This window comes from Humibacillus sp. DSM 29435 (genome assembly GCF_001758225.1).
GTDB lineage: Bacteria > Actinomycetota > Actinomycetes > Actinomycetales > Dermatophilaceae > DSM-29435.
Genome location: NZ_MAST01000007.1, coordinates 115785 through 134407 on the forward strand (window position 1 = coordinate 115785; position 18623 = coordinate 134407).

An 18623-nucleotide genomic window follows, 5' to 3' on the forward strand; every position below is an offset into this window, starting at 1 on the left:
TGGACAACCAGCGAACCGGTTTCACTCTAACCATGCGACTGATCGCCTCGATCGGTTGGACTCGGTGCACCGTTGCACCCGACAAGGAGTGAACATGGCGTCCAAGACCGCAACCGTTGCAGAACTGGTCCCGGCACCCGCTGCGATCGTCAACGGCCGATCCTGCGGGTTCGGCGGGATCAGCCCGCAGACCTCGGCTCTCGACTGGTTGCGAGAGCAGGGACTCACGGGCGCCAAGGAGGGCTGCGCCGAGGGCGAGTGCGGCGCCTGCTCGGTGCTCGTGGCCCGCCCCGCCGGCGACCATGACGAAGCGGGCAGCCAGTGGACGGCCATCAACGCCTGCCTCATCCCCGCCGCGTCCCTCGACGGTCAGGAGGTCGTGACGGCAGAGGGCCTCGGCACCGCCTCGCAGATGCACCCCGTGCAGTACGAGATGGCGATGCGGGGCGGCTCGCAGTGCGGCTACTGCACCCCCGGCTTCGTCTGCAGCATGGCCGCCGAGTACTACCGCCCCGGCCGCTGCGGCGCGGACACACCCGTCGGCGACTACGTGCCGGGCAGCTCCGCCACGCTGCCCGTCGAGGGCGAGAGCGCCGCGGCCGACCTCGACCCCAACGCACCGCAGCACGACTCCCTCGACCACGACCACGGCGCCAACGGTTTCGACCTCCACGCCTTGTCGGGCAACCTCTGCCGCTGCACGGGCTACCGCCCCATCCGCGACGCCGCCTACGCCTTGGGCATCCCATCAGACGATGACGCCTTCGCCGACCGTCGCCACCGGCCGGCTCCGGATGCCGTGCCGACGCGGCTCAAGGCTGCAACCGGCACCTACGCTCGCGCCGCAGACCTCTCCGACGTGTTCACGCTCCGTTCCGAGCACCCCGAGGCCACGCTCGTCGCCGGCTCGACCGACTGGGGCGTCGAGGTCAACATCCGCGGGGTGCGGGCCCCCTTCGTCATCGGCATCGACCGCGTGCCCGAGCTGCGCACCTTCGAGATCGGCGACTCCTCGATCGAGCTCGGCGCCGCCCTCACCCTCTCCGAGCTCGAGTCTCGCCTCGACGGGCGGATCCCCTTGCTGGCCGAGGTCTTCCCGCAGTTCGCCTCCCGGCTGATCCGCAACGGAGCCACCATCGGTGGCAACCTCGGCACCGGCTCACCCATCGGCGACACCCCGCCCGCGCTGCTCGCCCTCGAGGCGGTGGTCGTGCTCGCCTCCCCGGCCGGAGACCGAGAGGTGCCGCTCGCCGACTACTTCACCGGCTACCGCGCCACCGTGAAGGCGGCCGACGAGATCATCCGGGCCGTGCGCGTGCCGCTGCCGCTCAGCACCGTCACCGGCTTCCACAAGATCGCCAAGCGTCGCTTCGACGACATCAGCAGCGTGGCCGTCGGTTTCGCGCTGACCATCGACGACGGTGTGGTCACCAAGGCGCGCATCGGCCTCGGCGGGGTGGCCGCCACCCCGATCCGAGCGCGCGAAACCGAAGCCGCACTCGAGGGTCAGCCCTTCACCCGTGAGGTCGCGCGAACGGCTGCTGCCATCATGCGCCGCGAGGGCACCCCGATGGACGACCACCGCGCCAGCGCCGCCTACCGCAGCACCATGCTCGGCACGGCCCTGCTGAAGCTGCACGCCCAGCACGGACACAACACCACGACCGAGGAGGCATCGGCATGAGCCACCTGTCAGAACGACCAGCCAACCCCGTTGTGGGGCAAGAGATCCCGCACGAGTCAGCGGCTCTGCACGTGACCGGCGCGGCGCTCTACACCGACGACCTGGTGATGCGCACCCGTGATGTGCTCCACGCCCACCCGGTGCAGGTGCCGCATGCTCACGCCCGCGTGACAGCCCTGCGCACCCAGCCGGCCCTCGCCGTGCCCGGCGTGGTGCGGGTGCTCACGGCCGCCGACGTGCCCGGCGTCAACGACGCCGGTGTGAAGCACGACGAGCCACTCTTCCCGAGCGAGGTCATGTACTTCGGCCACTCTGTGGCCTGGGTGCTCGGCGAGACCCTCGAGGCCGCCCGACTCGGAGCGGCCGCCGTCGAGGTCGACGTCGAACCCCTGCCGGCCATCATTGACGTGAAGGACGCCATCGCCGCCGAGTCGTTCCAGGGGGCCCAGCCCCGCGTCGAGAGGGGTGACATCGAGGCGGCCTTCGACGCCGCGGCCCACGTGTTCAGCGGCGAGTTCGAGTTCGCCGGTCAGGAGCACTTCTACCTCGAGACCCACTGCGCCCTCGCCCTCGTCGACGAGAACGGGCAGGTGTTCGTGCAGAGCAGCACCCAGCACCCGAGCGAGACCCAGGAGATCGTCGCCCATGTACTGGGCCTGGCGAGCCACGAGGTGACCGTGCAGTGCCTGCGCATGGGTGGCGGCTTCGGCGGCAAGGAGATGCAGCCGCACGGTCTGGCCGCAATCGCCGCCATCGGCAGTCGCCTCACCGGCCGCCCGGTTCGTCTCCGTCTGAGCCGAACCCAAGACATGACGATGACCGGCAAGCGCCACGGCTTCCACTCCCAGTGGCGGGTCGCCTTCGACGCCGACGGTCGCCTGCAGGCCCTCGACGCCACCCTCACCGCCGACGGCGGCTGGAGCCTCGACCTGTCGGAGCCCGTGCTCGCCAGGGCGCTGTGCCACATCGACAACGCCTACTGGATCCCCAACGCCCGCGTGAACGGCCGCATCGCCCGCACCAACAAGACGTCGCAGACCGCGTTCCGGGGCTTCGGGGGGCCACAGGGCATGCTCGTCATCGAGGACATCCTCGGACGGTGCGCCCCCCTTCTCGGTCTCGACCCGGCTTCGCTGCGCAGACGCAACTTCTACGGGCCCGGTCAGACGACGCCCTACGGTCAGCCGGTGCGCCATTCCGAGCGCCTCGCTGCCGCTTGGGACGCCGTGACCCGAACAGGTGACCTCGACCGCCGCCGGGCCGAGATCGAGGCCTTCAACGCCGAGCACCCCGACACCAAACGTGCCATCGCCATCACCCCGGTCAAGTTCGGCATCTCGTTCAACCTCACCGCCTTCAACCAGGCCGGCGCCCTCGTGCACGTCTACAAGGACGGCTCGGTGCTGATCAACCACGGCGGAACCGAAATGGGCCAGGGGCTGCACACCAAGATGCTGCAGGTCGCGGCCACCAGCCTCGGCGTGCCACTCAGCCGGGTGCGGCTGGCCCCCACCCGCACCGACAAGGTGCCGAACACCTCTGCGACAGCGGCCAGCTCGGGCGCCGACCTCAACGGCGGAGCCGTCAAGAACGCCTGCGAGCAGATCACCGACCGGCTGCGCAACGTCGCGGCCGGGCGACTCGGAGTGCACCCGTCCGACGTGCGCTTCGGCGCAGACCGTGGCGGCATCATCTCGGCCATCGGCGGCACCGGCGAGCTGATCCCGTGGGACGAGCTGGTGCACCAGGCCTACTTCCAGCGCGTCCAGCTGTGGGCCGCAGGGTTCTACCGCACCGAGGGTCTGCACTGGGACTCCGCCACGATGCACGGCAGCCCGTTCAAGTACTTCGCCTACGGGGTCGCCGCCACCGAGGTCGAGGTCGACGGGTTCACCGGCGCCAACCGCACCCGCCGTGTCGACATCGTTCACGACGTCGGAGACAGCCTCTCGCCCCTGATCGACATCGGCCAGATCGAGGGCGGGTTCGTTCAGGGCGCAGGGTGGCTCACGCTCGAGGACCTCCGGTGGGACAACAGCGACTCCCCCACCCGAGGCCGCCTCGCCACCCAGGCCGCGAGCACGTACAAGCTGCCGTCGTTCTCGGAGATGCCCGAGGAGTTCAACGTGACCCTGCTCGAGCAGGCCCACGAGGACGGTGCCGTCTACGGCGGCAAGGCCGTCGGTGAGCCGCCACTGATGCTCGCCTTCTCGGTGCGCGAGGCGCTGCGGCAGGCCGCTGCCGCCTTCGGCCCCCAGGGCACGAGCATCGACCTCGCCTCCCCCGCCACGCCCGAAGCGGTCTTCTGGGCCGTCGAGGAGGCCCGGGCGGCCGCCTCCGGGCAGCCCGACGACGGCCACGTCACCGCCAGCAGCAACGGCGACCACGGCGTGGTGCCCGTGCAGCCGCACGGCCCCGCGCGGCATCCCGAGTCGGAGCGGGTCGTGGGCCGCCAGGCTGTCGAACCCGCTGGGGTCAGACCGTGAACTGGCTGAGAGCCGTTGAGCGGCTGCGCACCGAACGGCGGGCGGGCGTGCTCGTGACCATCACCTCGGTGAGGGGCCACGCACCACGCGAAGCCGGGGCCAAGATGGTCGTCGGCGCCGACGACGAATGGGACACCGTCGGCGGCGGCAACCTCGAGGCCACCGCGATCGAAGCGGCCCGCACGATGATCGCCGGGGGCGCGGTCACTCCCGAGTCGGTGCACGTGCGGCTCACCGACAAGGCCGAGGCCGTTCATGGCCGGCAGTGCTGCGGTGGCGAGGTCGACCTGCTGCTCGAGCCGCTCCCCGTGGTGCCGGCCGTCGCCATCTTCGGGGTCGGCCACGTCGGTCTCGAGCTCGCCCGCATCCTGGCTCGGCACGATCTCGAGCTGCACCTGGTCGACTCGCGTGCTGCCCACCTCGAACCACAGCGCCTCACCCCCCTGGGTGATGCCATCGCGCGTATCCACGTTCACCATGCGCCGGTGCCCGAGATGGCGCTGAGCCGGCTGCCCGACGGATGCCGGGTGCTGATCATGACGCACGACCACGCCGAGGACGCCGCCCTGTGCGACATGGCTCTACGCAGCCCGCGGCTGGGCCCCATCGGTCTCATCGGTTCATCCGCGAAATGGTCTCGCTTCCGCAAGACCCTCGCTGCAGAGGGACATTCGCCAGAAACGCTTGCACGCATCACCACTCCGATCGGTTTGCGGGACGTGCTCGGCAAGAGCCCCGCCACCATCGCGGTCAGTGTGGCGGCCGACCTCGTGCGGTGTTTCGCGCCGGCGCCGGCGATGCAGGACGTCCCACGGTGACGCTCTTTCGCGGCACGTTCCTCGACACCCCTGACGGCGACGCCCCGGGCAGCATCCGACTGCGCGCCGACACGGATGCCGGGCTGCTCGTCACCGACGGCACCATCGTCGAGCGTGGTCGGTTCGTCGACGTCGCCGCCCGGCATCCCGAGGAGGACGTCGTCGACCTGAGCGCAGGACTCGTGCTGCCCGGCCTCATCGACACTCACGTTCACTACCCCCAGGTGCGCTCCATCGGCGCCCTCGGGATGCCGCTGCTCGACTGGCTCGAGAAGTCGGCGTTGCCCGAGGAGGCTCGACTCGAAGACCCCGGCTACGCCAACGGCGCGGCCACCGACTTCGTGCGGGGTCTCGTCTCGGCCGGCACGACCACGGCCCTGGTCTTCGGGGCCCACTTCGCTCCCGCCGTCGAGAACCTCTTCGACGAGGCAGAGCGGGTCGGGCTGCGCGTGACCGCAGGCCTGGTCGTGAGCGACCGGGCGCTTCCGGAGCCGTTGCTCACCACCGCTGAGCGGGCCTACGAGGAGTCGCTGACGCTGGCGAAGCGCTGGCACGACCGAGGGCGGCTGCGCTACGCCGTCACGCCTCGCTTCTCGCTATCGGCCAGTGCCGCTGTGCTCGACGCCTGCGCGGCCGTGCTGACGGAGGTGCCCGGGGCCTGGTTCACCACCCACGCCAACGAGAACACGGCCGAGGTAGCGCAGGTGGCGCGCCTCTTTCCCGAGGCCCGCGACTACATCGACACCTACGATCGGCACGGTCTGCTCGGGCCGCAGAGCGTGATCGCGCACAACGTGCACGCCACCGATCCCGAGCTGTCGATGCTCAGCGACCGCGGGGCCTCCGTCGCCCACTGCCCCACCAGCAACTGCGCGCTCGGTAGCGGCCTGTTCGACCTGCGCCGGCACGTCGACCACGGCGTCCGTGTCGCCCTCGGGTCTGACGTCGGCGCGGGCACCGGCTTCGGCCTCTTCAAGGAGGGGCTGCAGGCCTACTTCGTGCAGCAGCTGCACGGCGATCGCGGCCTGCCCCTGTCAGCCCCCGACCTGCTGCATCTGGCCACCCGCGCGGGGGCCCTGGCTCTGGGCCAGAGCGAAGTGGTGGGTGACCTGAGTGTCGGCAAGGCCTTCGACGCAGTCTGGGTGCGCCCCCGGGCGGGAGACCCGCTCGACGTGGGCCTGCGCCACGCGGCCTCCGCTGAGGATGCCCTGGCCAAGATTTTCGCCATGGCCTGCGGCTCCGACGTCGTCGGGGTCTGGGTCGGCGGCGACCGGTTGGAAAGTGCTTGAGATCATTGGCCGAAGCGGTCTCTGGCCAGAGGGCCACGCACGATTTGCGTTATGATTTCATGGTACGGAAATACTATTTCGTTGCCGTGATCCTGCTGGTGAGAATGAACAAGGGAGCGCCATGCTCGTACCACTGACCGCCGAGACCTCCGCGACCGCGGTGGCGGCAGCGGGCTCCAAGGCTGCGAAGGCTCCCAAGGCGCCGAAGGCCGCCGGGAGCGGCGGAGTGCAGTCGCTCGACCGGGCGTTCGCCATCCTCGAGACCATCGCGGATGCCGGCGGCGTGATCTCGCTCTCACAGCTGGCCACCGACACCGGCCTCCCGCTGCCGACGATCCACCGCCTCGTGCGCACCCTCGTCGACCTCGGGTACGTGCGCCAGGAGCCGTCGCGGCAGTACTCGCTGGGGCCGCGGCTCATCAGGCTCGGCGAGACCACGTCACGGCGCCTTGCCACCTGGGCGCGGCCGCACCTGACCGACGTCGTCGGGGCCCTCGGTGAGTCGGTCAACCTGGCCATGCTCGACGGTGACCAGATCGTCTACATCGGTCAGGTCATGCCCTCGCAGCACTCGATGCGCATGTTCACCGAGGTCGGCCGCCGCGTCGACCCGCACACCACCGCGGTGGGCAAGGCCATTCTGGCCAACGACCCGGAGGCCGGTGTGCGAGCTCTGCTCGGACGCACCGGCATGGCCGGACGCACCGAGCACAGCCTGGTCACCCCCGACGCGTTCATCGCCGAGCTCGTGCAGGTGCGCGAACGCGGCTACGCCCTTGACAACCAGGAGCAGGAGCTGGGGGTGCGGTGCGTCGCGGTCGCGGTGCCCGGCGACTCTCGTCTCGCCATCTCGATGTCAGGGCCGCTCACGCGAATGGGCGACGACGCCATCGACCGAGCAATCGCTCCGCTGCACCGCGCCGCCGACGCCATCGCGCGCGAGCTCAGCACCCGCTCCTGAGACCGGCGGCGGCCAGCCGGTCGCTCGTGGCCACCATCTCATGCACCCGCCGCGACAGGGCATGGTCGAACGAGCCTGGTGCGGCCTGCCAGCTCCAGTTGCCGTCGGCCACGCCCGGAACGTTCATCCGGCTCTCCGTTCCGAGTTCGAGCAGGTCCTGGGCCGGCACGACGACGAGGCGCGCGGTCGAGCTCAGCGCAAGCCGAATGAGCGCCCACGGCATCGGCTCGGCCGGATCGGGTACGGCGCCCTGAACCATCTTTCGGGTGGTCGCGTCGGCTCCCGCCCACCAACCCATGGTCGTGTCGTTGTCGTGGGTGCCGGTGTAGACCACGCTCAGCTCGCCGTGGAACTTCGGCAGATAGGGGTTGTTCGTGTCGTCGTTGTAGGCGAACTGGAGCACCTTCATTCCGGGCAGGCGGAACTGGTCGCGCAGCGCGGTCACCTCGGGCGTGATCACTCCGAGGTCCTCGGCCACGAGGGTTCCCTCACCGGCTGTCTCCACGAGCGCTCGGAGCACGGCGCTGCCAGGCCCCGGCACCCAATGGCCCTCGCGCGCCGTCTTCGCCTCCAGCGGTACGTGCCAGGCGGCCTCGAAACCGCGGAAGTGGTCGATGCGCACGAGGTCGAACAGCTCACGTTGCCGGGCGATCCGGGCCCGCCACCAAGCGAAGTCGTCGGCAGCCATGCGGTCCCAGGCGTAGTGGGGGTTGTTCCACCGCTGCCCGTCGACGGCGAAGTAGTCGGGCGGCACCCCGGTCACCGTGATCGGCCGGCCCTCGGGGTCGAGCTCGAACATCTCCCGGTTGGCCCACACATCCGAGCTGAACGACGCCACGAAGATCGGGAGGTCACCGAAGAAGAGGATGCCGGCCTTCGCGGCATACGCTCGCAGGTCGTCCCACTGCGACGCGAAGACCCACTGCTCGAAACGGAGCTCCTCCAGACGAGCCGCGTGCGGTCGCAGCACCTCCTCGAGCCGGGCCGGGTCGCGGTCGCGCAGACCCGGTTCCCACTCCTGCCAGTCACGTCGGTCGAAGAGGTCGCGCAGCACGGAGTACTCGGCGTAGGCCTCGAGCCAGCTCGAGTGGTCGTTGCGCCACACGTCGTAGGCGGCCCGTTGCGTGTGCGTCAGCGCCTCGGCGTCGGCGAGCCCCGACTCAGCCTGGCGTGCACGGTCGATCAGGGCAGGGTTGCCGGCCATCGCCGAAAGGGCGTTGTAGGGAGAGAGCTCCTCCTCGTGCACAGGCACGAGCGGAAGGACCTGCCAGACGGTGAGACCAGCGGCGGCCATGAAGTCGACGAACCGGTAGGCCTGCTCGCCCAGCGTTCCCCGGCCAGATGCTCCGGGCGAGGGAGGTAACGACGTGGGGTGAAGCAGCACCCCGGCTCGGCGCACGTCGAAGGGGGTCGTTCCACTGCTCGTACTCACCATGCCAGAAGTCCCTCTTGTCGACTGCGGTGAGCCTATCGGTTCGGCAGCGTTCGTCTCTGCTGGCGCGCGATGTCAGGCGAGTGCGCTCGGCGGTGACGCGGCGGGTGGAGCCGCTGTCGTCCCCCGGGTGCTCAGTCGCTGCTGTGGCACGAGATACGACTTCACCGGGCCGCCCGCCAGCGTGTTGAGCACGGCGTCGGCGGCCTGGTTACCCATGGCGTGCACATCGAGAGTGACGGCTGACAGCGGCGGGTTGGACAGCCGGCACATCGGAGAGTCGTCCCACGCCACCAGGGACAGGTCGGCCGGTACCGTCAGCCCGAGCTCGGTCGCCACGCCCATCCCGGCGAGGGCCATCACGTCGTTGTCGTAGACGATGGCCGTCGGTGGACCCGACCGACCCAGCAGCGACCTCGTGCATCGCCGCCCGGCCTCCTCGGAGTAGTCGCCCTCGACGGTCGTCGCGTGGAGCCCCCGCTCGTCACAGACTCGCCGGAAGGCAGTGTCGCGAACCTCACTGTGGTGCAACGTGGCCGGGCCGCTGACCCGCGCCACGTGCTCGTGGCCGAGCAGCGCGAGGTAGTTGACGGCATCCGTCATGGCTCGGTCGTCATCGACCCAGACGTTCGACACGGGCAGCCCCTCGCGGGGACCGCCGATGGCGATGGCCGGGATGCCGAGCTCGGCGATCAGCGCGAACCGACCGTCTCCGGCGTGCAGGTTCACCACGACGACCGCCTCGACCATCGACCCGGTCGCCCAGCGGCGGTACGCGGCCAGCTCCCGCTCGGCCTCGGGCACCACGTGGAGCAGCAGGGAGCGGCCCTCGATCGACAGCCCCTCCTCGATGCCGGCGATGAGCTCGGCGAAGAACGGCTCGATCCCCAACATTCGCGCCGGCCTCGCCAGCACGAGGCCGACGGCATCAGAGTGTTGCACCAGCCCAGCCTAGGGCGTCGGCGCCGTCGTGCTCACACCATCGCAGGCCGCTCGGTTCCCGCCCGAGCTCGGGCGAGGTCGTTGGCCGTGCGCAGCACCGGTGCGGTGGCCAGGGCCGCTTCGAGCCCGGAGACCGCGCTGCGCACGTGGATCGTGGTGCTCGCCCCGGCCGGGAGGGTCACGAGAGCCTGGTCGACCGTGGCGTCGGGGTCGAGACGGTCGACGAACAGGATGAGGTCCTTGACCAGCCCACGGGCCGCGACCACCGTCACGCGGTACCCGTCGCTGACGGCCTCGACGTCGACGGTGGCGGCATCAGGATGCAGTGTCAGCTCGATGTCGGGCGCCCAGCAGTGCACCTCACGAACGAGGGCGGCCGAGCCCGACGTCGCGCCCGCACCGAGAGACGCCTCAGCCACGAGCACCTCTGCCGCCCGAACGTCAGGAGTGCCCAGCTCGGGCGGCAGACCCAGGAGCTGTACCGACCGCGGGGGCACCTCGAGCACGAGGCTCGTCTCGGCCAGCACCGCTCCGCCCAGACTCTCTCGCCGCAGGCGCACCTCCCCGCTCCATGGCGAGCCGGCGTCGTTGACGGCGGCCAGCACTGGAACGGGCTCACCCGTTGCGGGGTCGGGCCGGGTCTGCACGGTCAACAGTCGGTCGGCGAAGCTCGAACGCATCGCCCACCACAGCGGTTTGACGATCTCGTCGCCGTCGACGGCAGCCCAGGACGTGACGGGCCAGCAGTCGTTGAGCTGCCAGACGATGGCGCCGGCGGTTCGGGGCCACCACGAGCGGTAGTGGGTCAGGGCGTGGGCGACCGCACGGGCCTGGTTCAGCTGCGTGGCCCAGTGCCAGTCGACGAAGTCGTCGGGCACGCCGAGGTGCGGGGCCAGACCACGGTCGAGCTTGCCGTTACCGTCGTCGGCCTTCTGGTGCAGCAGCCAGACGGGGTCGTTCTTGGTGGCCACCAGGCCGTCGGCCCCGGTCATGGCCCGCTCCATGGTCTGCCACGCCGGAGGACCCTGGAAGCCGAACTCGCTGCAGAAGCGTGGGATCTCGTTGCGGTACTGCGTGTAGTCGATGCGGTTCCACACCTCCCACTGGTGGTGGGTGCCGTGGTCGGGGTCGTTCGGGTGGATGACGTCGAGCGCTGCCCGCGGAGAGTACGGGCTGCCGTCGGCGTACGGAGTGGTCGGAGCGAGCTCGGCGACAATCGCCGGGAACAGCTCGGTGTAGTAGTAGTGGCCCCACGTGCGGCCCTGCAGCTCCTCCTGCCAGCCCCAGTCCATGAAGCCCCAGAGGTTCTCGTTGCCACCGTTCCACAGCACGAGGCTGGGGTGGGCGGTGAGCCGAGCGACGTGCTCGCGGGCCTCGGCCTCGAACTCGCTGCGGTGTGGCTCCTCCTCGGGGTAGGCGGCGCAGGCGAGCAGGAAGTCCTGCCACACCATGATGCCCGCCTCGTCGCACAGCTCGTAGAACTCCTCTGACTCGTAGATGCCGCCCCCCCAGACGCGCAGCAGGTTGAGGTTCGCCCCCAGGGCCTGACCGATGCGCCGTGACAGCTGCACGCGGGTGATTCGGGTGAGCAGGTGATCGTCGGGAATCCAGTTGGCGCCCTTGACGAAAACCGGGGTGGCGTTGACGGCGAGCACGAAGGCCGTGCCCACCTCGTCGTCGCTCGTGTCGACCCGCACCGACCGCAGGCCGATCCGTCGCCGCCACTGGTCGAGCACGGGGCTGCCCGCACCCTTCGTGCCGATCTCGACCTCGAGGTCGTGCAGGGCCGGTTCGCCGTAGCCGACCGGCCACCAGAGCTCGGGCTCCGGTACGTCGATGACCACCACCGCTGAGCTGGTGCCCGGGGCGGCGGTGGCCACCCCCTCGATGACCTCCCCATTCGGTCTGGCCAGACGGGCGCGAACGACGATGGGCTCGTTCGAGGCGCCCAGCCCAGAACGCTCGAGGTCGGCGTGCACCTGAACCTGGGCTGCGTCGAGGGCGTCGGTGACGGTGACCAGCGGGCGAACCGACGCGAGGCGGGCAGTACGCCAACGTTCGAGCCGAACCGGCCTCCAGATGCCGGCGGTCTGCAGGTCGGGGCCCCAGTCCCAGCCGAAGCTGCACGCCATCTTGCGCACCATGCCCAACGGGTAGTCGTAGGCCGCCGGGCGGGCGCCGATGCGCGCGACCTCCGCCTCAGCGCTCTCCAACGCCGACGCGAAGTCGACGGTCAACGGCATCCGTGCGCCGCCGGAGCTCGCCGCCGACTCACGCACGTCGAAGCGGAACGTGCGGTGCTGGTTGGCGGTGTGCCCGAGCACCTGACCCCCCAGCGAGACGGTCGCCACCGTGTCGAGGCCCTCGAACACCAGGTCGACCCGCTCGTCGGGTTCCGCTGGGGCCACGACCAGCTCGCGTTCGTAGCGCCACCGGGCCCGGTGCATCCACGCCACCGCCGTCTCGTTGAGGCCGATGTACGGGTCAGGGATGAGGTCGGCCGCGAGCAGGTCGGTGTGGGTCGTGCCGGGCACCGTAGCCGGCACCGAGCGGCCTGAGACGGCCTCAGGCACGGGGCCACCGGTCGCCTCCAGGCTCCAGCCGTCGTGCAGGTCGGTGGCGTGCATCAAGACTTCTCCAGTGGGCGGGATGGGTGCGGTCACTTGGTGGCTCCGGCGGAGATGCCGTTGTAGATCCATCGCTGGAGCAGCAGGAAGAGAACCAGGGTCGGGATGATGACGATGACGGCCCCGGCCGAGAGCACCTCCCACTGCGTGCCGAGCGGGCCCTTGAAGCGGAACAGCGACGTCGAGATCACGCCGAGGTCCTGCGAGGGCATGTACAGGAAGGGAATGTAGAACTCGTTGTAGACGGCGATGCCCTTGATGATGACCACCGTGGCGATGGCCGGCTTCAGCAGCGGGAAGATGATGCTGCGGTAGATGCGGAAGTGGTTGGCCCCGTCGAGCTTGGCGGCCTCGTCGAGCGAGATCGGGATCGAGCGCATGAACTGCACGAAGATGTAGATCGACACGATGTCGGTGCCGAGGAACAGGGCGATGGGCGCCCACCGGGTGTTGTAGAGGCCAAGGGTGTTGACGACCTGGAAGGTGGCCACCTGGGTCGTGACGCCCGGCACCAGAGTCGCGACGAGGAACAGCGCGACCACGAGCTTCTTGAAGCGGAACTGGAACCGGTCGAGGGCATAGGCCGTCATGGTGCCGATGATGATCGTGCCGCCCACCGAGATGACGAGGATGAAGGTGGTGTTGAGGAAGGCCTCTCCCATCTTCGCGTCGGTGAAGGCTCGGGTGAAGTTGCTGAAGGTCAGCGACTTCGGCAGCTCGAGGGGCCCGCTGGTGGCGTAGTCCTTCGGTGTCTTCAGCGAGGTGAGTCCGATCACCACGAGGGGGACCAGAGCGACGAGGCTCCAGACCACGAGGCTGGTGTACTTTCCGGTGCTGGCCAGGGCGGACCGTGGGGTGACTGCTCTCATGACAGGTCCACCTCCTCTTCGGGGACGAGTATTCGTTGGATCCAGGTGACGAGCAGCACGATGAGAAGCAGGATGACGGCCATGGCCGAGGCGAGGCCCACCTTGTTGTTCTCGAAGGCCAGCTTGACCGTCTGGATGACGAAGGTGGTCGAGCCGTTGGCGCCGTCGAGCATGATGAACGGGATCTCGAAGACAGCGAGGCTGCCGGAGACGGCGAGGATGAACGACAGGCTGATGATCGGTTTGATGCTGGGGGCGATGAGGTAGCGGAACTGCTGCCAACGGGAGGCGCCGTCGAGCTCGGCCGCCTCGTAGATGCCGCCCGGGATCGACTGGATGGCACCGAGGAAGAGCACGAAGTTGAGACCCATGTAGCGCCAGACCGACGTGCCGGCCAACGAGAAGTTAACGATGTCGGGGTTGCCGAGCCACTGCGGCGCCGAGCCCTTGTCCATGCCGAGGAAGCCCAGCACGGTGTCGAGCGTGCCCCCGGGCTGGAAGAAGAACAGGAACACGAAGGAGATCGCGACCCCGTTGATCAGGTAGGGGAAGAAGATGATCCCCTTGAAGAGGTTCTTGAACTTCGTGTTGAAGCTGAGCAACGTCGCGAAGTAGAGGGCGAGCGCGATCTGCAGGATCGAGGCCGCGAGGTAGTAGAGGCTGACGAAGAAGACCCGGTAGAGGTCGGGGCGGGTGAAGAACTCGGTGTAGTTGTCGAGCCCGACCACCTTCTTGGTCTTGCTGATGCCGTTCCAGCTGGTGAAGGAGTACCAGAACATGTTGGCCACCGGCACGTAGGTGAAGGTGATCAGCAGCACGAGCGGCACGACCAGGAACAACCAGGGGATCAGGCGCTGCCGGAACGACTTCTTCCCGGATGCGGAAGCGCGCAGACTGTCGAGAAACCTGGCCACCACGGTCTGGGACTCGCGGGTGGGGGCGGGCACATCTGTCATAGGACTACTCCTCGTTGAGCGTCACAGCCGATGGTTGAGAACATGCGGGTGGCGGGCAGTGTGCCAGCGGTTCGCTGGCACACTGCCCTGACTGCTGGAGGGGTGGTTCAGCCCACCTTGGGGATCGCGGCGGCCCACTTGGAGTTCAGGTCGTCGAAGATCTGCGCCTTGGTCTTGCCCGAGGCGCCACGGGCGGCGTCGACGAGGTCGCGGTAGTAGTCGGGCTGGGTCAGGCCGATCTCGGACTGCTTGTCGACGGCGTCGAGCTTGGCCGAAGGAACCATCTCGACGAACTTCACGCCGCTGGCCTCGAAGTCCTTGAGGTCGGCCGGCGTCTTGCCGGTCCGCAGGGTCGGCAGGCCGCCGACTACGTCGCTGTAGCCGGAGTCGGTGACCATCCAGTCGATCCAGGCCCGGGCTGCCGCCTTGTGCTCGGAGTTGATGTTGATGGCCTGGTTGAAGTCGGGGCCGACCGGGGACTGGTAGGCGCCGTCGACCTGGAACGGCATCGGCATGAACCCGATGTCATCCGGGCTGGTGCCGGCCTTGGTGGCCGCGTCCTTCATCTGGGCGATGGCCCAGGAGCCGAGCGGCAGCACGCCGATCTTGCCGGTCGCGATCAGGTTCTTCGAGTTCTCCCAGTTGGTCGTCGTCGGGTCTTTCTCGGTGAGGCCCTTCTGCACTGCGTCGAAGAGCAGCGAGTCGAGAGTGTCCTTCTCCTGACCGGCCGTCCACGGCGCCTTGTTGTCGGCCATCTTCACCAGGGCGTCCTTGTCGCCCGAGACCGAGCCCATGGCCCCCTGCGGCCAGCTGAGCGGCCAGCCGTCCTTGTAGTTCGTGTAGTACGGGGTGGCCTGGGTCTTGGTCTTGATCGCCTGCAGGTCGGCGAGAAACTCGTCGGGCGTCTTGGGCAGGGCGGTGATGCCGGCCTCCTTGAAGACCTTCTTGTTGTAGACGATGCCCGTCGCGTTGCCGAAGGTCGCGAGCCCGTAGGTCTCGCCGTCGACGGTGGACGAGTCGACGTAGCGGTACTTCTTGGTCAGCTCGTCGGGCTTGCCCAGCGGCTCGAAGAAGTCGGCGTAGTCGGCCTTGGCCACCCCGGCCGGGATGAGCAGCACATCGCCGTACTGCTTGGTGCTCATGCGGGTCTTGACCTCGCCCTCGTAGTCGGTCAGCGCCTCGAACTTGACGTTGACCTCGGGGTACTTGGCGTGGAACTTCGTGGCGTAGCCCTTAAGCGTCGTGCCCACGATGTCGGTGCGGTTGGTCAGCACGAGGATGTCGCCGGAGGGCTTCTCGGCCGAGGCTCCGCCGGCCCCCGAGCCGGTGTCGCCCGAGTCTCCCGAGCCGCAGGCGGCGGTCAGGCCGATCAGCGCGACGGCCGTGGTGAGGGCGACGACGCGCCCTCGTCGAACTCGAAACATCTTTGTTCCTCTCGAGAGCCGACACGCTCGTGTCGGACAATGGCGGCCGGTGCTCCGATCGCTGGCGATCCAGGCCTTGCCACATTCTTAGTTAAATGAATAAAGTATGTCAAGGGTCGAGTCAGACCTCGGCCTGCCTCGTGACCGAACCGCAACCCCACCCCTCAGGACGGCAAGCAACCATGAGCACCCATACCGGCGTCGGTGCCTCCGCCATCAACCGCGGCCAGCTCGTCGACGCGATTCGCCGGGCGGGTCAGGTCAGCCGGGTCGAGCTCGTGCACCGAATGGGCTCGAACGCCGCGACCGTGTCAACCGCCGTTCGCAGCCTCATCGACGACGGTCTCGTGGTCGAGGTAGGTCGGGCGGCCTCGACCGGCGGCAAGCCCGCGGTGCTGCTGTCGCTCGTGCCCGACTCCCGCTTCGCCCTGGGGGTGAGCCTCGACCACTCCGGCATCAGCTACGTCGTGGCGAACCTCGGTGGCGCTGTGGTGGGCCGGTTGCGCCGCCGGGGCGCGGGCGCGGACACCCCGGCAGCGGTCGTCGAGCGCATCGGCACCGAGCTGACGAGCCTCGTGACACACGTCGGGGTCGACCCGGCGCTGTTGCTCGGACTGGGCGTGGTCTCGCCCGGGCCGATCACGGGGTCGAACGGGATGGCGCTCACTCCCCCGGCCATGCAGTCGTGGCGCGACTTCCCGCTGGCCGAGTCCCTCGAAGCGAGCACCGGCCTGTCGGTGCTCGTCGAGAACGACGCGTCCGCTGCCATCGTGGGCGAGTACTGGTCGGGCACTGCCGGAGCGAGCCGCACCTTCGCCGCCCTGTACATGGGAACCGGGATCGGCGCGGGCTTCATGGTCGACGGCATCGTGTATCGGGGAGCGAGTGGGAACACCGGCGAGATCGGCCACATCTGCATCGACCTCGACGGCCTCCCCTGCTGGTGCGGAGCACGCGGCTGCGTCGAGACAGTGGCGGCGCCGACGGCCCTGGTCGCTGCGGCCCGGTCGCGGGGCCTACCCATGCCGGGGCTCAGCGTCGTCGAGGACTTCGCTGCGCTGGCGCGGCTCTCCCAGGCGGGTGACCCGGTCGCACAGGAGCTCGTGACGAGGTCGGCTCGGGCGGTCGCCGCTGCCGCCCAGTCCCTGGCCAACATGATCGACGTCGACCTGATCGTGCTGACCGGCCCGTCGTTCACCAGTGCCGGGGCTCTCTACCTGCCCGTCATCCAGGCTCACCTCGACACCACCTTCTTCGCTCGAGACTGCCACCGCGTGGAGGTCGTGCTCTCACCCAACGCCGCCGATGCGGCCGCCATCGGCGCTGCCGCTCTCGTGCTGCAGAGCGAGCTCGCTCCGCACATGGCCGCAGGGGCGGCCATCGACAACCGTGGGTCGCGACGTCTCGCCAGACAGCGCCTTCAGCGCGCCTGAGCAGGCGGCATCCGACCATGGCCACCTACGACATCACCGCCTACGGCGCCATCGGTGACGGCGTCACCAACGACGCCCCGGCGATCCAGGCCGCCATCAACGCGTGTGCGCTGGGCGGCGGGGGCACGGTGCTGGTGCCGTCGGGGTCGACCTTCTGCACCGGCTCTATCGAGCTGCGCTCGCACGTCGAGCTGCACGTCGAGCGCGGGGCGGTACTGGCCGGCAGCGCCGACCCCGCGGCGTACACCTCTCGCCTGGAGGTGGGGGCGCTGTCGGCCGGAGTGGTCGACCCCGAGAACGACCTTGCGCTCATGCTGATCACCGCGCGGGGCGCGACCGACATCGCCATCACCGGTGCCGGCACGATCGACGGCGCGGGTCGCCACTTCATCGACGAAGACCTCGGCACCATCTACCGCTGCCCCAACCAACGACCGTTCACGGTGTTCCTCATCGACTGCACCCACGTGACGATGCGCGACATCCGGCTCCAGGATGCCGCCCTCTGGTGTGTTCGGCTCACCGGCTGCGAGAACGTGCTGATCCACGGCATCACCATCGACACCGACCTGAGGTTCCCCAACGCCGACGGCATCGACCTCGACCGCTGCCGCCGCGTGCGCATCAGCGACTGCGAGATCAGCAGCGGCGACGACGGCATCTCGCTCAAGACGTGCGAGGAGTTTCCCGACCTGGGCATCACGAGCGACGTCGTGATCACGAACTGCACCATCGAGTCGACCTCGAGTGCCGTGGTCGTCGGCGTCGACGCGACGAGCGACATCCGTGACGTCGTGGTGTCGAATTGCGTCATCCGCAGCTCGCACCGGGGGCTCGCGGTCAATCTCGGTCAGCAGGGCAGCTTCTCGAACATCCTCTTCACCGACTGTGTCGTCGAGACCCGCCACTTCGACCGCGGCTGGTGGGGGCACGGTGAGCCGATCTACGTGAACGTGGGCGCCTGGCACGACACGGTGGGACGACTGCGGAACGTGCGGTTCCGCAACATCCTGGCCCGTTCCGAGAACGGCGCGTACATCGCTGCCGATGCCGCGGGCCTCATCGAGGGGGTGCTGCTGGAGGGGGTGCGCATCGAGCTCGACCGCTGGAGTCGCTGGCCCGGCGGCGAGTACGACCGTCGCCCCACCACGAACGGTCCAGAGATCTACGCCCACCCCACAGCCGGCATCTACATCGACACGGCCAGCGACGTGACTCTGCGAAACTGTGAGGTGGTGTGGTCGGCCAACCCCGACAACTTCGGTCACGCCGTCGAGGCCGTCGATGTCGACGGCCTCGTGATCGAAGGTCTCCGCGGCCGGTCAGCCCACCCCGACCGCCTCGCGCCGGTGCTCGTCCGCGACCGGGCCCCCGACGAAGTCCGGTTCCCGATCGAGGTGAAAGCGTGATGAGCGGCTGGGGTCGGTACGCCGGAGGCCCCAGCCCCGTAGTCGTTGCGGAGGTGGTTGCTGACGCTACTGAACCCGGGTCGACTGACGGTCCGGCTGGCACCACATTGACCGCAACGCTGTTCGACGATGCCGGGCCATCCTTCAAGGACCACTACCACCGGCACGGCTTCGCCCTGCTGCGTGATGCCTTGAGCGCCGAGGAGGTCTCAGCCGTCAATGCGGATGCCGTCCGGCTCTGGCTCCCTTCTGTGTCAAGAGGCCCGTCGAAGTGGGGTCGTAGGCTGGGGCTT

Annotated in this window: 14 protein-coding genes; 8 read left to right on the forward strand and 6 right to left on the reverse strand. The window is 69.0% G+C overall.

The window, feature by feature from the left end; genetic code table 11:
- The first annotated feature begins 94 nt into the window (after positions 1-94).
- From BA895_RS06465 to BA895_RS06485, 5 genes are all read left to right on the forward strand, one after another.
- The gene (locus tag BA895_RS06465) at positions 95-1684 is read left to right on the forward strand and encodes a xanthine dehydrogenase small subunit (protein WP_083283046.1); all 1590 of its coding nucleotides are present in this window, start codon (positions 95-97) and stop codon (positions 1682-1684) included.
- Positions 1681-4170 (forward strand): xanthine dehydrogenase molybdopterin binding subunit, encoded by a 2490-nt coding sequence (gene xdhB, locus BA895_RS06470; RefSeq protein ID WP_070191065.1) that lies wholly within the window; start codon positions 1681-1683, stop codon positions 4168-4170. The genes BA895_RS06465 and xdhB overlap by 4 nt, the downstream gene beginning before the upstream one ends.
- Complete coding sequence (gene xdhC / locus BA895_RS06475; RefSeq protein WP_070191066.1) at positions 4167-4988, forward strand: xanthine dehydrogenase accessory protein XdhC; 822 nt, start codon at positions 4167-4169, stop codon at positions 4986-4988. Before xdhB ends, xdhC begins: the two co-directional genes overlap by 4 nt.
- Positions 4985-6277, forward strand: a complete 1293-nt coding sequence (guaD, locus tag BA895_RS06480) for a guanine deaminase (RefSeq protein ID WP_070191100.1) — start codon at positions 4985-4987, stop codon at positions 6275-6277. The genes xdhC and guaD overlap by 4 nt, the downstream gene beginning before the upstream one ends.
- Before the next feature lie 121 nt (positions 6278-6398).
- The gene (locus BA895_RS06485) at positions 6399-7238 is read left to right on the forward strand and encodes an IclR family transcriptional regulator (protein ID WP_070191067.1); all 840 of its coding nucleotides are present in this window, start codon (positions 6399-6401) and stop codon (positions 7236-7238) included.
- Here the strand turns inward: BA895_RS06485 and malQ are convergent.
- From malQ to BA895_RS06515, 6 genes are all read right to left on the reverse strand, one after another.
- Positions 7222-8673, reverse strand: a complete 1452-nt coding sequence (gene malQ, locus BA895_RS06490) for a 4-alpha-glucanotransferase (RefSeq protein WP_070191068.1) — start codon at positions 8671-8673, stop codon at positions 7222-7224. The genes BA895_RS06485 and malQ overlap by 17 nt on opposite strands.
- 72 nt (positions 8674-8745) lie before the next feature.
- Positions 8746-9612, reverse strand: coding sequence for a LacI family DNA-binding transcriptional regulator (locus BA895_RS06495; RefSeq protein WP_254666358.1), 867 nt, complete (start codon positions 9610-9612; stop codon positions 8746-8748).
- Positions 9613-9644: 32 nt separating this feature from the next.
- The gene (locus BA895_RS06500) at positions 9645-12239 is read right to left on the reverse strand and encodes a glycoside hydrolase family 2 protein (protein ID WP_070191070.1); all 2595 of its coding nucleotides are present in this window, start codon (positions 12237-12239) and stop codon (positions 9645-9647) included.
- 32 nt (positions 12240-12271) lie between these two features.
- On the reverse strand, positions 12272-13108 hold the full coding sequence (locus BA895_RS06505) for a carbohydrate ABC transporter permease (RefSeq protein ID WP_070191071.1): 837 nt from the start codon (positions 13106-13108) through the stop codon (positions 12272-12274).
- Positions 13105-14064 carry a carbohydrate ABC transporter permease gene (locus tag BA895_RS06510; protein ID WP_083283047.1) on the reverse strand — a complete coding sequence of 320 codons (960 nt, stop codon included), beginning with the start codon at positions 14062-14064 and terminating at the stop codon, positions 13105-13107. The genes BA895_RS06505 and BA895_RS06510 overlap by 4 nt, the downstream gene beginning before the upstream one ends.
- A 107-nt stretch (positions 14065-14171) precedes the next feature.
- Positions 14172-15488, reverse strand: a complete 1317-nt coding sequence (locus BA895_RS06515) for an ABC transporter substrate-binding protein (protein WP_070191072.1) — start codon at positions 15486-15488, stop codon at positions 14172-14174.
- 182 nt (positions 15489-15670) lie between these two features.
- Here BA895_RS06515 and BA895_RS06520 point away from each other — a divergent pair, with 182 nt between their 5' ends.
- From BA895_RS06520 to BA895_RS24145, 3 genes are all read left to right on the forward strand, one after another.
- Positions 15671-16921: an ROK family transcriptional regulator gene (locus tag BA895_RS06520; protein ID WP_070191073.1), complete on the forward strand. Its 1251-nt coding sequence runs from the start codon at positions 15671-15673 to the stop codon at positions 16919-16921.
- 17 nt (positions 16922-16938) lie between these two features.
- Positions 16939-18330 (forward strand): glycoside hydrolase family 28 protein, encoded by a 1392-nt coding sequence (locus BA895_RS06525; protein WP_070191074.1) that lies wholly within the window; start codon positions 16939-16941, stop codon positions 18328-18330.
- A 107-nt stretch (positions 18331-18437) separates the two neighbouring features.
- A partial coding sequence (locus BA895_RS24145; protein WP_217493834.1) for a phytanoyl-CoA dioxygenase family protein occupies positions 18438-18623 on the forward strand: 186 nt, incomplete at its 3' end.